General features: G+C 62.6%; 11 protein-coding genes. 3 read left to right on the top strand and 8 right to left on the bottom strand.

Features of this window, described 5'->3' with window-relative positions; genetic code table 11:
- Nucleotides 1-825 carry a TIGR00282 family metallophosphoesterase gene (locus C0V73_RS02155; RefSeq protein ID WP_102018342.1) on the top strand — a complete coding sequence of 275 codons (825 nt, stop codon included), beginning with the start codon at nucleotides 1-3 and terminating at the stop codon, nucleotides 823-825.
- Between the two features lie 107 nt (nucleotides 826-932).
- Nucleotides 933-1,775, top strand: coding sequence for an MBL fold metallo-hydrolase (locus tag C0V73_RS02150; RefSeq protein WP_102018341.1), 843 nt, complete (start codon nucleotides 933-935; stop codon nucleotides 1,773-1,775).
- A gap of 15 nt (nucleotides 1,776-1,790) precedes the next feature.
- Here C0V73_RS02150 and C0V73_RS02145 read toward each other — a convergent pair whose 3' ends face one another.
- Nucleotides 1,791-2,294 carry a pyridoxamine 5'-phosphate oxidase family protein gene (locus tag C0V73_RS02145; RefSeq protein WP_102018340.1) on the bottom strand — a complete coding sequence of 168 codons (504 nt, stop codon included), beginning with the start codon at nucleotides 2,292-2,294 and terminating at the stop codon, nucleotides 1,791-1,793.
- A 158-nt stretch (nucleotides 2,295-2,452) separates the two neighbouring features.
- Here C0V73_RS02145 and C0V73_RS02140 point away from each other — a divergent pair, with 158 nt between their 5' ends.
- Entirely contained in the window at nucleotides 2,453-3,199 is a 747-nt protein-coding gene (locus C0V73_RS02140) for a YebC/PmpR family DNA-binding transcriptional regulator (RefSeq protein ID WP_102018339.1), read from the top strand.
- An 81-nt stretch (nucleotides 3,200-3,280) separates the two neighbouring features.
- Here C0V73_RS02140 and glmM read toward each other — a convergent pair whose 3' ends face one another.
- The 7 genes from glmM to C0V73_RS02105 form a co-directional block, all read right to left on the bottom strand.
- The gene (gene glmM, locus C0V73_RS02135) at nucleotides 3,281-4,636 is read right to left on the bottom strand and encodes a phosphoglucosamine mutase (protein ID WP_102018338.1); all 1,356 of its coding nucleotides are present in this window, start codon (nucleotides 4,634-4,636) and stop codon (nucleotides 3,281-3,283) included.
- A 247-nt stretch (nucleotides 4,637-4,883) separates the two neighbouring features.
- Nucleotides 4,884-6,815 (bottom strand): ATP-dependent zinc metalloprotease FtsH, encoded by a 1,932-nt coding sequence (gene ftsH / locus C0V73_RS02130; RefSeq protein ID WP_102018337.1) that lies wholly within the window; start codon nucleotides 6,813-6,815, stop codon nucleotides 4,884-4,886.
- Nucleotides 6,816-6,935: 120 nt separating this feature from the next.
- Entirely contained in the window at nucleotides 6,936-8,261 is a 1,326-nt protein-coding gene (gene tilS / locus C0V73_RS02125; protein WP_102018336.1) for a tRNA lysidine(34) synthetase TilS, read from the bottom strand.
- Nucleotides 8,261-9,247 carry a tol-pal system protein YbgF gene (gene ybgF / locus C0V73_RS02120; RefSeq protein ID WP_102018335.1) on the bottom strand — a complete coding sequence of 329 codons (987 nt, stop codon included), beginning with the start codon at nucleotides 9,245-9,247 and terminating at the stop codon, nucleotides 8,261-8,263. Before ybgF ends, tilS begins: the two co-directional genes overlap by 1 nt.
- A gap of 162 nt (nucleotides 9,248-9,409) precedes the next feature.
- Nucleotides 9,410-9,949: a peptidoglycan-associated lipoprotein Pal gene (pal, locus tag C0V73_RS02115; RefSeq protein WP_102018334.1), complete on the bottom strand. Its 540-nt coding sequence runs from the start codon at nucleotides 9,947-9,949 to the stop codon at nucleotides 9,410-9,412.
- Between the two features lie 165 nt (nucleotides 9,950-10,114).
- Nucleotides 10,115-11,419 carry a Tol-Pal system beta propeller repeat protein TolB gene (gene tolB, locus C0V73_RS02110; RefSeq protein WP_102018333.1) on the bottom strand — a complete coding sequence of 435 codons (1,305 nt, stop codon included), beginning with the start codon at nucleotides 11,417-11,419 and terminating at the stop codon, nucleotides 10,115-10,117.
- A 21-nt stretch (nucleotides 11,420-11,440) separates the two neighbouring features.
- Nucleotides 11,441-12,472 carry a cell envelope integrity protein TolA gene (locus C0V73_RS02105; protein ID WP_102018332.1) on the bottom strand — a complete coding sequence of 344 codons (1,032 nt, stop codon included), beginning with the start codon at nucleotides 12,470-12,472 and terminating at the stop codon, nucleotides 11,441-11,443.
- Between the last annotated feature and the right edge of the window lie 3 nt (nucleotides 12,473-12,475).

Genomic DNA, 12,475 nt, shown 5'->3' with positions numbered 1-12,475 from the left:
ATGCGACTTCTGTTCCTCGGAGACATGGTGGGCAAGACCGGACGTACGGCTGTATGGGAGCGGTTGCCGGGCCTGATCTCCGACCTGAAGCTCGATTTCGTCATCGTCAACGGCGAGAACGCTGCCGGCGGCTTCGGCATCACCGAGGACATCTATCTCGAGACGATCAATGCCGGGGCCGACGTCGTTACCACCGGCAACCATGTCTGGGACCAGAAGGAGGCCGTTTCCTTCTGCACGCGGCATGACCAGTTCCTGCGCCCGGCAAACTATCCGGCCGGCACGCCGGGCAAGGGCTCCGGCCTGTTTTATGCCCGCAACGGCGCGCGCGTGCTCGTCGCTAACATCATGGGCCGCGTCTTCATGCATCCCGAACTCGATGATCCCTTCAAGTCGGCCGAGACGATCCTTGCCGCCTGTCCGCTCAAGGAGCAGGCCGACGTCATCGTGTTCGACTTCCACGCGGAAGCGACCAGCGAGAAGCAGTGCTTCGGTCATTTCGTCGATGGCCGAGCAAGCTTTGTTGTTGGCACCCATACGCATGTGCCGACCGCCGACCACCAGATCCTGAATGGTGGCACGGCCTATATGTCGGATGCCGGCATGTGTGGCGATTATGACTCGTCACTCGGGATGGAGAAGGAAGAGCCGCTCAACCGTTTCATCTCGAAGATGCCGAAGGGGCGTTTCGAGGCGGCGAGCGGTCCGGCGACGATCTGCGGCGTCGGGGTCGAGATTTCCGATGCAACGGGACTGGCCGAGAAGATCGCGCCGCTCCGGCTCGGGCCACGCCTCGCCGAGACGATCCCGCCGTTCTGGGCCTGAGCGTCCCGCGATAACGCCATTGTGACGCTCGCAGACGGGGAGGCCGCTTTACGCTTTCCCGACGCTCCCGCATTCTGAGCCGCAGGGAAGACGGTGCAGGGAGCGGCATGATGCTGAGACTGGTGTTGTCCACGATGGCGCTCACGGCTTTGGCCGGCAGCGTGTTTGCACAGGAAGCCAATCGGCCACAGGTCAGCCAGTGTCAGCTGATCGCCGAGAAGATCCCGAACGTCCAATATGCGAATTTCACCCCGCCTGCCTCAGGGGCTCCGGCGCTGACTCTCGCGCAGGTGCAGGAAGACGTTGTCATTACCTTCGTGGGGCATTCCACCTTCCAGATCGATACGCCCGGCGGCATTTCGATTGCCACTGACTTCAACGGATGGCTGAGGACATCGCGCACGCCTGATGTCGTGACGATGAACAAGGCGCATTCGAGCCACTACACGCTCAATCCGGATCCGGGGATCGGCGCTGTGCTGCAGGGCTGGAACGAGACGCAGCCGGGACAGCCCGTAGAGCATCGCCTGGTGGTGGGTGACGCCTATATCCGCAATGTGCCGACAGATATCCGCGACTGGGGCGGATCGATGGAGGCAAACGGCAATTCGATCTTCATCTTTGAAGTGGCGGGTCTGTGCATCGGGCATCTCGGCCATCTGCATCATGAACTCACCGATACGCATTATGGCGAGATCGGCCGCCTGGATATTCTGATGGTGCCTGTCGACGGTGGATTGACGCTCGGCGCCGACAGCATGAGCCGGATCGTCAAACGGTTACGCTCCGCCGTGATCCTGCCCATGCATCGCCGGGGTCCGCCGATCGAAACCTTTCTGTCGATGTTCGACGACAGTTTCGACACGCAGATCTCGGATAACCGCGGCTTCACCGTGTCCATGCGGACATTGCCGAAGAAGCCGCTGATCCTCGTGCTTCAGGGGGTCTGACCCGACCCCTTCGCCTCAGGCGAAGCGGACGTGACGGTGAACGCCGACGTCAGGCATCTTTTCCGGGTTGAGGTTCGCCTTGGCGATTTCCCAGCCGAACTTGATGGTGTTGCCGGTCGAGGCCCAGATCTCGCCTTCGTCGAGGGAAAGCGCCAGCATGGTGAGGAGGGGATCGGACTTGCCGCCCTCGTACCAGGCTGCCACGACCGAGTTCCAGTATTCATCGATCTTTGCCTGATCCTTGACCACCGTCAGGCTGCCGGTCAGCGAGGCATGATAGTCGTGGTTCTTGCCGACGAGACAGAACTGGCCGCGGCTGCCTTGACGAATTGCCTTCACAAGGTCGGTGTCGGTCTTGGTGTAGAACCAGATGATATGTGTCGAGCGATCGGCCTGCGGTGCCATGGGCCGCATGAGAAGATCGGAGCCGACCAGACCGAGCATACCGGCATGCACGTCGTCGATTTCCTCCCAAAGCTGTTCTACGGGATTTTCCTTGGCTTCAGTGAAGCTTGCCATCTTTTGTCTCCTTGGGTTTTGCCGTGGAGGCAACGAAGATCAAGGTCAGATGTTCCTTAGCCGGAGGCGCTTTGCAGAGGGTTGATGACCCTTGAACCGGGCGGATTTCGCCCGTATAAGGCGCCCATTCCCAACATACAGACCTGATCAGGGGTGCCATGGCTGGCCATTCACAGTTTAAAAACATCATGCACCGCAAGGGGAAGCAGGACGGTATCCGTTCCAAGATGTTCTCCAAGCTCGCGCGCGAAATCACGGTGGCTGCAAAGACCGGTCTGCCTGACCCAGCGATGAATGCGGCACTTCGCCTCGCTGTGCAGAACGCCAAGGCACAGTCGATGCCGAAGGACAACATCGAGCGCGCCATCAAGAAGGCCTCCGGTGCCGATGCCGAGACCTATGACGCGATCCGTTACGAGGGTTATGGTCCGGGCGGCGTTGCAGTCATCGTCGAGACGCTGACCGACAACCGCAACCGCACGGCCTCGGTCGTCCGCTCGACCTTCTCGAAGGCCGGTGGTGCACTCGGCGAAACCGGTTCGGTATCCTTCTCCTTCGACCATGTCGGCGAGATCACCTACAAGGCTGCGGTCGGCGATGCCGACAAGGTCATGGAAGCGGCGATCGAAGCCGGTGCCGAAGACGTCGTGTCCGATGAAGATGGTCATACGATCTACTGCGCCTTCGAAGACATGAACGAAGTGTCCAAGGCGCTCGAAGCCGTGCTCGGTGGCGCGGAATCGGTCAAGGCCATCTGGAAGCCGCAGAACACGATCGAAGTCGACGAAGAAAAGGCGACCTCGCTGATGAAGCTCATCGACACGCTGGAAGACGATGACGACGTACAGAACGTCTACTCGAACTTCGAAGTGTCCGACGAAGTCATGGCGAAACTTTCGGCCTGATTTTCTGGGCCGATCTAGACAAACAATAAGCCCGGCTGCATCGCAGCCGGGCTTATTGCTTTTCAGGGATTTGGCGACGGCTCAGGCGGCGGCGCTGCGCACGCTGCCGATGACATCAACCAATTCGTTGACGATACGCTCGACCTGCTCGCGGTCGTCGCCTTCCGCCATGACGCGGATCAGGGGCTCGGTGCCGGAGGGGCGGATGACCAGACGGCCGGACTTTGCGAGTTCGGCTTCGGCATCGGCGATCGCCTGCTTGACCACGGCGTCTTCCAGCGGCTTGCCGCCAGAGAAGCGGACATTGCGCAGGAGCTGCGGCACGGGCTCGAAGCGATGGCAGAGCTCGCTGACCGTCCGGCCGGTACGCTTGACGGCGGCCAGGATCTGCAGAGCGGCCACGAGGCCGTCGCCGGTGGTGCCGTGATCAGAGAGCACGATATGGCCGGACTGCTCGCCGCCGACGTTGAAGTCGTGGCTGCGCATGTGTTCGACGACATAGCGGTCGCCGACCTTGGTGCGGGCGAGCGTCAGGCCCTTGTCGCTGAGGAAGCGTTCCAGGCCGAGGTTCGACATGACGGTCGCGACAATGCCATTGCCGCGCAGCAGTCCGTCCTGCGCCCAGGTTTCGGCAACGACCGCCATCAGCTGATCGCCGTCGATCACGGTGCCGTTCTCGTCGACGATGATGACGCGGTCGGCGTCGCCATCGAGCGCGATGCCGATGTCGGCGCGGGTTTCATGCACCTTCTTCTGCAGCGTTTCCGGGTGGGTCGAGCCGCATTCGAGGTTGATGTTGGTGCCGTTCGGCTCGTTGCCGATGGTGACGACTTCGGCGCCGAGTTCCCAGAGGGCTGCGGGGGCCACCTTGTAGGCGGCGCCGTTGGCGCAGTCGATCGCGACGCGCAGGCCATGCAGGGTAACGTCGCGGGGCAGGGTGCGCTTGGCGAACTCGACGTAGCGGTCATGCACGCCGTCGATACGCTTGGCGCGGCCGATGTCGTTCGGCGCTGCGAGCTGGCCGTAGATGTCCTTTTCCAGCATGTCCTCGATCTGCAGCTCCAGCTCGTCCGAGAGCTTGTAGCCATCGGGGCCGAAAAGCTTGATGCCGTTGTCGGCGAAGGGATTGTGCGAGGCCGAGATCATCACGCCGAGGTCGCAGCGCAGCGAGCGTGTCAGCATGGCCACGGCGGGTGTCGGGATCGGGCCAAGAACGAAGGCGTCGAGGCCTGCTGCGGTAAAGCCGGCGACCATGGCGTTTTCCAGCATGTAGCCGGACAGGCGCGTATCCTTGCCGATCACGACACGGTGGCGATGGCCGCCGCGGCGGAAGATCGTACCGGCGGCGATGCCGACCCGCATGGCGAGATCCGGTGTCATGGGGAAGCGATTGGAGAGGCCGCGAATGCCGTCCGTGCCGAAGTAACGACGTGTCATCAAGTGTTCCTTCAAGTCCTATGGATCTCGGCCGCTGCAGAACGTCATCATTCGTGAGCGATCGTGCGGGGATCCCTTGTTGGCTGCTCATGCCACAGAACGCAGTAAAGGACACGTAAAATAGCGCTAAAAACGATTACACGGCGTTACCGAGCATCCGGTCGTCCACTAAATTCTGCTGATAGGATCATCTGAAACGAAAAAGGCCACCCGCTGGGGTGGCCTTGATCTTGAAGCGTTGTGGCGCTCAGTGCGGCTGGGGTTCCAGACCGCCTTCGGCTTCGCCACCCTTCGGAGCGTCCTTGCGGCCGGTCGAGGGCACGGCCGAACCGCGGCTCGGGGTGCTGTCGTCGCCGCTGTCGCGCGACGGCTTCTCGCCACGGATCAGCGCCTTGATCTCTTCGCCCGAAAGCGTTTCGTATTCGAGCAGGCCTTCCGCGATCGCGACGAAAGCATCGTGGTGGTCGGTCAGGATGCGGCGGGCCTCGGTATAGGCCTCGTCGATGAGGCGACGGACTTCCATGTCGATCTTCTGGGCGGTCGATTCCGAGACGTTCTTCGACTGCGACACGGAGTGGCCGAGGAAAACTTCCTGCTGGTTTTCGCCGTAAGCGACCTGGCCGAGGACGTCGGAGAAGCCCCACTGGGTGACCATGGCGCGGGCAAGCTTGGTGGCCTGCTCGATGTCGGAGGATGCACCCGAGGTGATGTTCTCCTTGCCGAAGGTCAGCTCTTCAGCCACGCGGCCGCCCATCATGATGACGAGGCGCGAGACCATCCACTTGTAGCTCATCGAGTAGCGGTCGCCCTCGGGGAGCTGCATGACCATGCCGAGTGCACGGCCGCGCGGAATGATGGTTGCCTTGTGCAGTGGGTCGGCTGCCGGCACCTGCAGAGCGGTGATGGCGTGACCGGCTTCGTGATAGGCGGTCAGCTTCTTCTCGGCTTCGGTCATGGCGGAGGAGCGGCGTTCCGCACCCATCATGATCTTGTCCTTGGCATCTTCGAATTCGGCCATGGTGACGACGCGCTTGTTGCGGCGGGCGGCCATTAGGGCTGCTTCGTTGACGAGGTTCATCAGGTCCGCACCGGAGAAGCCGGGCGTGCCACGAGCGAGGACCTTGAGGTCAACATTCGGGGCGAGCGGTACGTTGCGGGCATGGACCTTGAGGATGCGCTCGCGGCCGATGATGTCAGGGTTCGGCACGACGACCTGGCGGTCAAAACGGCCCGGACGCAGAAGGGCAGGGTCGAGAACGTCGGGACGGTTGGTCGCGGCAATCAGGATGATGCCTTCGTTCGCTTCGAAGCCGTCCATTTCGACGAGCAGCTGGTTCAGCGTCTGCTCGCGTTCATCGTTACCGCCGCCGAGGCCGGCACCACGATGGCGACCGACGGCGTCGATTTCGTCGATGAAAATGATGCAAGGCGCGTTCTTCTTCGCCTGCTCGAACATGTCACGGACACGGCTTGCACCGACGCCGACGAACATTTCGACGAAGTCAGAACCGGAGATGGTGAAGAAGGGGACGTTGGCTTCGCCAGCAACCGAGCGGGCGAGCAGCGTCTTACCCGTACCCGGAGGGCCGACAAGCAGAACGCCGCGCGGGATCTTGCCGCCGAGGCGCTGGAACTTCTGCGGGTCGCGCAGGAATTCGACGATTTCTTCGAGGTCCTGCTTGGCTTCATCGACGCCTGCAACGTCGTCAAACGTGACGCGGCCATGCGCTTCGGTGAGCAGCTTGGCCTTCGACTTGCCGAAGCCCATGGCGCCGCGGGAGCCTCCCTGCATCTGGCGCATGAAGAACAGCCAGACGCCGAGGATCAGCAGCATGGGGAGGAGCGTGCCGATATAGCTCAGGAAGCCCGAGGAGCCGTCGGTTTCCGGACGCGCGACGATCATGACGTTTTCCGCTTCCAGCTTGGAGAGCAGGTTGTCGTCAACGACGGGCGCATAGGTCTGGAAGGCGGTGCCGGATTCGGCATATTTGCCGAGAACGCGGTTGCCTGTGACCGTCACCTCACGAACGCGCCCAGCGTCCACTTCGCGCAGGAACTGCGAATAGGGGATCTCGCTCGAGGCCGTCTGCGACGGCGACGTCTGGAACATGCTGAACAGCGCGATCAGCAAAAGGGCGATGATCGCCCAGAGCGCGAAATTGCGAAAATTTGGGTTCATTGAACTCCCCGAACCTGTGGTGCGGGACGGAGCCCCGCAGAATTATCTCCTAACATAGGATCGTGGCGCATCCTTGCCAAGGCAAACGCACCCTCGCAGATCGTTTTCCGTCAATAAGTCTTAAATGGGTGAGGGCGGGGCCGGTTCCGCGCCCAGAATGCGGGCGATAGCATCGGCGAGTGGCTGGTCGAAGCCGGGCATGAAGTCTGCGAAGAGCGAGAGGCGTGGCGCGATGGTGATCCTGTCGCCGATCTTTCCCGAAAGCTCTTTATCCACAATGACTTGCGGGCAGTTTGCGGCGAGCGCAGAGCGCACTGCTCCGGGAAGTTCTGATGCGATTTCGGTGGCCGGTCCGGCAGTGACGGTCACTTCTCCCGCGCTGCGGTTCTCGATCAGGTAGCGCCCGTCCCAAACCATTCTGGCGGATGGTGGCATGGACAGCGGCAAAAAACCGCGCCTTTCGCGCAGCAGAAAAAGGTCCTTGCCCCGACGCAGCACCAGGCAGCCCGACAATGTGAGCCGGAAATCGTTGCCAGCGTCGAGTGCATCGGCCAGACGCGCAAGGCTCGTGGCCGCCGGCCGGTGCGGTTTGCCCCCGAGAATGGCAGTCAGTGTCGAGAGTGCGTGATCGCGGACTTCGGCTGATGGTGTCGCATCACTCGAAAGCTCGATCTTCACAACGGGACCGGTGAAGACCTGCGCCGCAGCCTCAAGCCACTGCGCTGCACCGCGGGAGAGGGCCTCCCGTTTGCGACCGGCCTCGTCGATTGCTGAGGCTGAGATTGTCGGACTCGATTGGCGAATGCGGATGCGTTCATAACGGGGATCCTCATTGCTGGGGTCGTCGATCCAGCGTTGGCCGAGACCAGCCAGATAGGTGCGGATCGCGCTGCGGCGTGTGCGCAGAAAAGGGCGGAGGATCCAGAGGCGACCGGCGTAAAGCGTAGCGGGTGCCATGCCGGCGAGGCCGAGGGCGCCTTCTGTCGAGCGATCGGCACGCATGGCTACGGTTTCGATCTGGTCGTCGAGCGTATGGCCAGTCACCATCGCATCGGCACCGAGCGCTTCAACTACGTTCGCGAGCAGCCGGTAACGCGCCTGGCGGGCGGCGGCGGGTATACCGTGCTCAGGTTTCGCGTCTGACCATCGCGCAATGCGGTGGGGAATGCCAAGGGTTTCGCAAAGGGTGGCGACCGCGCCCGCTTCGTCGGCCGAACCGGGGCGCAGAGCATGGTCGACGGTTGCGGCCGTCAGGGTGTGTTGATGGGGAAAGCGCTGCGTCTCGATCGCGCGCTGCAGGGAAAGCAGAAGGCCGGTCGAATCACTGCCACCGGAAATGGCGACCAGCAGGCGCGTCGGGCGGCGGAGGGCATGGAGGAAATCTTCGATCGCCGCTTCGGGCGAGAGGTCGGGCACAGGCGAACCTGCCGCGCGGCGCGCGGCCATCAGCAGCCGAGGCGCTTCTGTTCGCTCGCGACCTTGGAAACGACGGCGCGGGAAGCCTTGGGGTAGCGCTTGGAGACTTCGCGCAGTGTGGCGCAGGCGGTCTCTGTGTTGTCGAGGGCAGCCAGCGACATGCCGAGCTTCAGCAGCATTTCAGGCGCCTTGGGAGAGGTGTTGTAAGTCTGGTGCGCGTTGAGGAAGGTCTTGGCCGCCTCGTTATAATTGCCCTGGGAGTAGAGGGCCTCGCCGAGCCAGAAGTTGGCGTCTGCGATCTTGGCACTGCTAGGATAGGCGGCGATGAAATCGCGGAACTCGCTCTCGGCCAGCGAATAGTCGCCGGAGAGAACATGGGCATAGGCCACCTGGTAGACGTCGCTTTCGGAATTCAGCGAAGCAGTCTGCTGGGGGGCGGCCTGACCGGTGGTCGAGGGTGCGGTCACGCCGGGCAGGGCGGTTGAGCCATTGTCGAGCGCGTCCTGATTGAGCGTAGCCGTAACCGGCATGCCGCTTTCGTCGAGGGCGATCGAACCGAGGGTCTGTTCGGCGGGCGCGGTGCCCGGCGCTCGGCCGGCCGAGGAAGCGTCGGCGGTTGCGCCGACGTCCGGTGTTTCGGTGATGATCTCGGCAACGGAATCCTGTTGCTGGCCGCCCTGGACGGGGCGGGTCAGAGATCCACTCTTCTTTTCGAGATCCTGGAAGCGGAACTCGTTGTCTTCCTGCTGCTTGCGGATGGTTTCCTGCATCTGGAGAAGCTGGAAGCTCATTTCCTCGATCCGACCGTTCAAGGCGCGAATCTCTTCCTCAAGCTGCTGAACACGCAGGGTCGGGTCTGTTGCCTGGGCGAGATGCACCTCGGCCTTCGGCGAATGCTCGGGCGCAGTCTTCTGGCCGAACTGGACGTTTGGAAACAGCTGGAACGCGTTCGCGTTGCCATGCAGTCCCATGAGCGAGGCCGTCGCAAGCAGAGCGGCCATCACAAGTTTGTTCATGTTCCTTTTTCCTGTTTTCGCGGCGAATTGCGCCGAACCAGCGCCGACAGGAGTTTTCCCAATTGCCTGCAAAAAGCAACCAAGTTCGGCCAAAGTATGGAGAAAAGTAAAAGGCGGCCCAGGGGCCGCCTTCACGTGCTGGTGATTGCCGGGTGGACCGGATCACATGCCGGCGCCACCGAGAACGGTGACGGCGCGGCGGTTCTGCGACCAGCAGGAAATGTCGTCGCAGACGGCGACCGGACGTTCCTTGCCGTAGGAAATGGTCTTCAGGCGCTGAGCCGGAACACCGCGCTGTGCGAGGTAATCGCGGGTGGCGGCAGCACGGCGTGCGCCGAGGGCCAGGTTGTACTCGCGGGTGCCGCGTTCGTCGGCATGGCCTTCGATCGTAATCGCGTAGTTCGGGTAACGCTGTAGCCACTGGGCCTGACGGTCAAGCGTCTGGGCTGCGTCGGCGCGGATCGACGTCGAGTCGGTGTCGAAGAAGATGCGGTCGCCGACGTTGACGGTGAAGTCCTGGGCTGAGCCCGGGGTTGCGGCACCAGCGCCACCGGCGCCGAGGCCGAGTTCGCCAGCGCTGTTGGGCAGGTTCTTCTTGTTGGCGCAGCCTGCGAGGGCAAGAGCCACGGCAAATGCGATCATGGCCGGGTTGGTTGCCATTTTCTGCAGACGGCTCGTGGCCGGGGAATGAATGCGGCTCATCGCCGGTCTCCTTGAATTCTCTGTTAGGGTTGCCGGACCTTAACCAATCGCGGTTAACCGGCTTCAAACAATCATGGTTAACAAACTGTCAAATCACGCGTCGAAGATGGCGATTGCAGGCCGTTTGCGGCGAGAAAGAGGCGCAAATGCGCCTCTTTCCGATCACTATTCCATCAGCGGCGACCAGGCCGGGTCAGACGCGAAGGACGGCGTCTTGACCAGCTGCTCGTTGTAACCGGTGAGGTCGATCGAGTAGAGCTGCGGACCGCCGGCGCCGGCGTTCTGACGGAAGAACATCAGCACGCGGCCGTTTGGTGCCCAGGTCGGGCCTTCATTGTGGAAGCCCGTCGTCAGGATGCGTTCGCCCGAACCGTCCGTCTTCATCACGCCGATCGAGAACTTGCCGCCCGACTGCTTGGTGAAGGCGATCAGATCGCCGCGGGGAGACCAGACCGGGGTCGAGTAGGAACCGTCGCCGAAGGAGATGCGGCGCTGGCCGGAACCGTCCGCACCCATGATGTAGAGCTGCTGGCGGCCGCCACGGTCGCTTTCGAAGACGATCTGGCTGCCATCAGGCGAGTAGGATGGCGAGGTATCGATGGCCGCCGTCGAGGTCAGGCGGGTCGTGGTGCGCGAGCGCAGGTCCATCGTGTAGATGTTGGCATTGCCTTCCTGCTGCAGGCTCATGATGACCCGCTGGCCATCCGGCGAGAAGCGCGGCGCAAACGTCATGCCGGGGAAGTTGCCGACAACCTCACGAGAACCGGTTTCCAGCTGCAGCAGATAGACGCGCGGCTGGTCGCCCTCGAAGGACATGTAGGTGATTTCCTGGCGGTTCGGCGAGAAGCGCGGGGTCAGCACGAGGTCCTTCGAGCTCGTCAGCGGACGCATGTTTTCGCCGTCCTGGTCCATTATCGCGAGCTGGCGCTTGCGGTCGGTCTTCGGACCGCTTTCGGAGACGAAGACGATGCGGGTGTCGAAATAGCCCTTTTCGCCGGTGATACGCTCATAGATGGCGTCGGCGATCATGTGGGCGACGCGGCGCCAGTTCTTCGGGTCGGTGAAGAACTGCTGGCCCGTCATCTGCTGGCCACCAAAGGTGTCCCAGAGGCGGAATTCGGCGCGCAGGCGGCCGTCGGGCTCGCGGACGATGCGGCCGACGACGAGGGCTTCTGCCTTCAGGACCTTCCAGTCCTCGAAACGCGGAGGCTGGTCGGGATTGGAGATCTTCTCGATGAAGGCGGCGCGGCTGACCGGGGCGAAGAGGCCCGAACGCTTCAGGTCGGCTTCGACCACGGCGGAGATCTGGGCACCGATGCCATCGGCGGAGATGAAGTCGGTGATCGCGATCGGCAGCGGCTGAACGTTGCCGCGGTTGATGTTGATTTCAACGGCTGCGTTTGCAGGTGCCACGAAGGCGCCTGCCATGCCGGCACAGACCAGCAGAATGCGGAGGAGGAGAGTTTTCATGCTTACCAAGCCTTTCAGCTCTTACATCAGTTCGCTGGGGTCGAAATTGACGACAACTTCAGACCAAGCGTCGTATTTGTCCGGGGGAAGATTGGTGAACGGGGCGGACTTTCGAACGGCGCGCACGGCACCGCTCATGAGAACCTGTTGAGCCGACGGTGAACCGCCGGTCGCGGTCGCCTCGGGCTCGCCGACGAGCTCGCCATTCTGGTCGAGGCGGAAAGTGACGCGAACGCGGACGTCGGCGGCATCGGCCATGCCGGGCGTGATCAGCCAGTTGTTCTGGATGATGCCGCGCAACGCGTCGAGTTCGCTCTGGCTCAGCGTCGAGCCGCCGGTGTTTGTGCTGCCGCCGAGCGCTTCAGGGGCTGTCGAGCGTTTCGCGCCGCCGCCGGCTGCGTCTGTCTTGTTGAGGAGGGCCGCCACGTCATCGGCGTTGAAGTCGCTTTCCATCTGCGGCTTCGACTTTGCCGTTTCCTGGGCCTTGGTGTCCTTCTTGGCGTCAGGCTTCGGCGGCTTCTTTTCAGCCGGCTTGGCGATCTCTGGCTGCGGGCGGGCAGCCGGGATCGGCGCCTTCTCGGGCAGGGGGATCTCTTCGGCAACCGTCTCTTCGGGCACGGCCTCTTCGGTCGGCTTCGGTTCCGGCTCCGGCGGAGGAGCCGTCTCTTCGGGCACGACTTCCTTGACCTCGTTCATTTCCGGATCAGGCGTCGGTGCCGGCGTTTCCACCTTCTTCGGTGCAGCCGCGACTTCCTGCTCGACCGGACGCTGCGAGGGCGTCGGCGGGGATTTCAGGTCGACTTCATTGTCGCCGAAGTTTTCAGCCGGTTCGGCGATCGGCGGCTTTTTTGTCGGCACGGGGGCGGATGTCTCCGCCATCGGTGCCGTCTTGGAGCCCTGCTGGATCTGGGTGAATTCCGAGATCGGCACGATGTCGACGGGGAGTGTTTCCATCGGGGCGATCTCAAGCTTTTCAGGCGAGCCGAGGCTCACCAGGGCTGCAGAGAGCGCCAGTGTGTGCAGAAACGAGGATGTGAAGAGGCTGCCCTTCATGTC

Origin of the sequence: Rhizobium sp. TH135 (assembly GCF_002855515.1) — a bacterium.
Lineage (GTDB): Bacteria > Pseudomonadota > Alphaproteobacteria > Rhizobiales > Rhizobiaceae > Allorhizobium.
This window is presented reverse-complemented; position numbering and strand designations above follow the sequence as displayed.

Coding starts and splice junctions, on each gene's coding strand:
- C0V73_RS02155 (WP_102018342.1), top strand. CDS start 1: ATGCGACTTCTGTTCCTCGGAGACATGGTGGGCAAGACCGGACGTACG.
- C0V73_RS02150 (WP_102018341.1), top strand. CDS start 933: ATGATGCTGAGACTGGTGTTGTCCACGATGGCGCTCACGGCTTTGGCC.
- C0V73_RS02145 (WP_102018340.1), bottom strand. CDS start 2,294: ATGGCAAGCTTCACTGAAGCCAAGGAAAATCCCGTAGAACAGCTTTGG.
- C0V73_RS02140 (WP_102018339.1), top strand. CDS start 2,453: ATGGCTGGCCATTCACAGTTTAAAAACATCATGCACCGCAAGGGGAAG.
- glmM (WP_102018338.1), bottom strand. CDS start 4,636: ATGACACGTCGTTACTTCGGCACGGACGGCATTCGCGGCCTCTCCAAT.
- ftsH (WP_102018337.1), bottom strand. CDS start 6,815: ATGAACCCAAATTTTCGCAATTTCGCGCTCTGGGCGATCATCGCCCTT.
- tilS (WP_102018336.1), bottom strand. CDS start 8,261: ATGGCCGCGCGCCGCGCGGCAGGTTCGCCTGTGCCCGACCTCTCGCCC.
- ybgF (WP_102018335.1), bottom strand. CDS start 9,247: ATGAACAAACTTGTGATGGCCGCTCTGCTTGCGACGGCCTCGCTCATG.
- pal (WP_102018334.1), bottom strand. CDS start 9,949: ATGAGCCGCATTCATTCCCCGGCCACGAGCCGTCTGCAGAAAATGGCA.
- tolB (WP_102018333.1), bottom strand. CDS start 11,419: ATGAAAACTCTCCTCCTCCGCATTCTGCTGGTCTGTGCCGGCATGGCA.
- C0V73_RS02105 (WP_102018332.1), bottom strand. CDS start 12,472: ATGAAGGGCAGCCTCTTCACATCCTCGTTTCTGCACACACTGGCGCTC.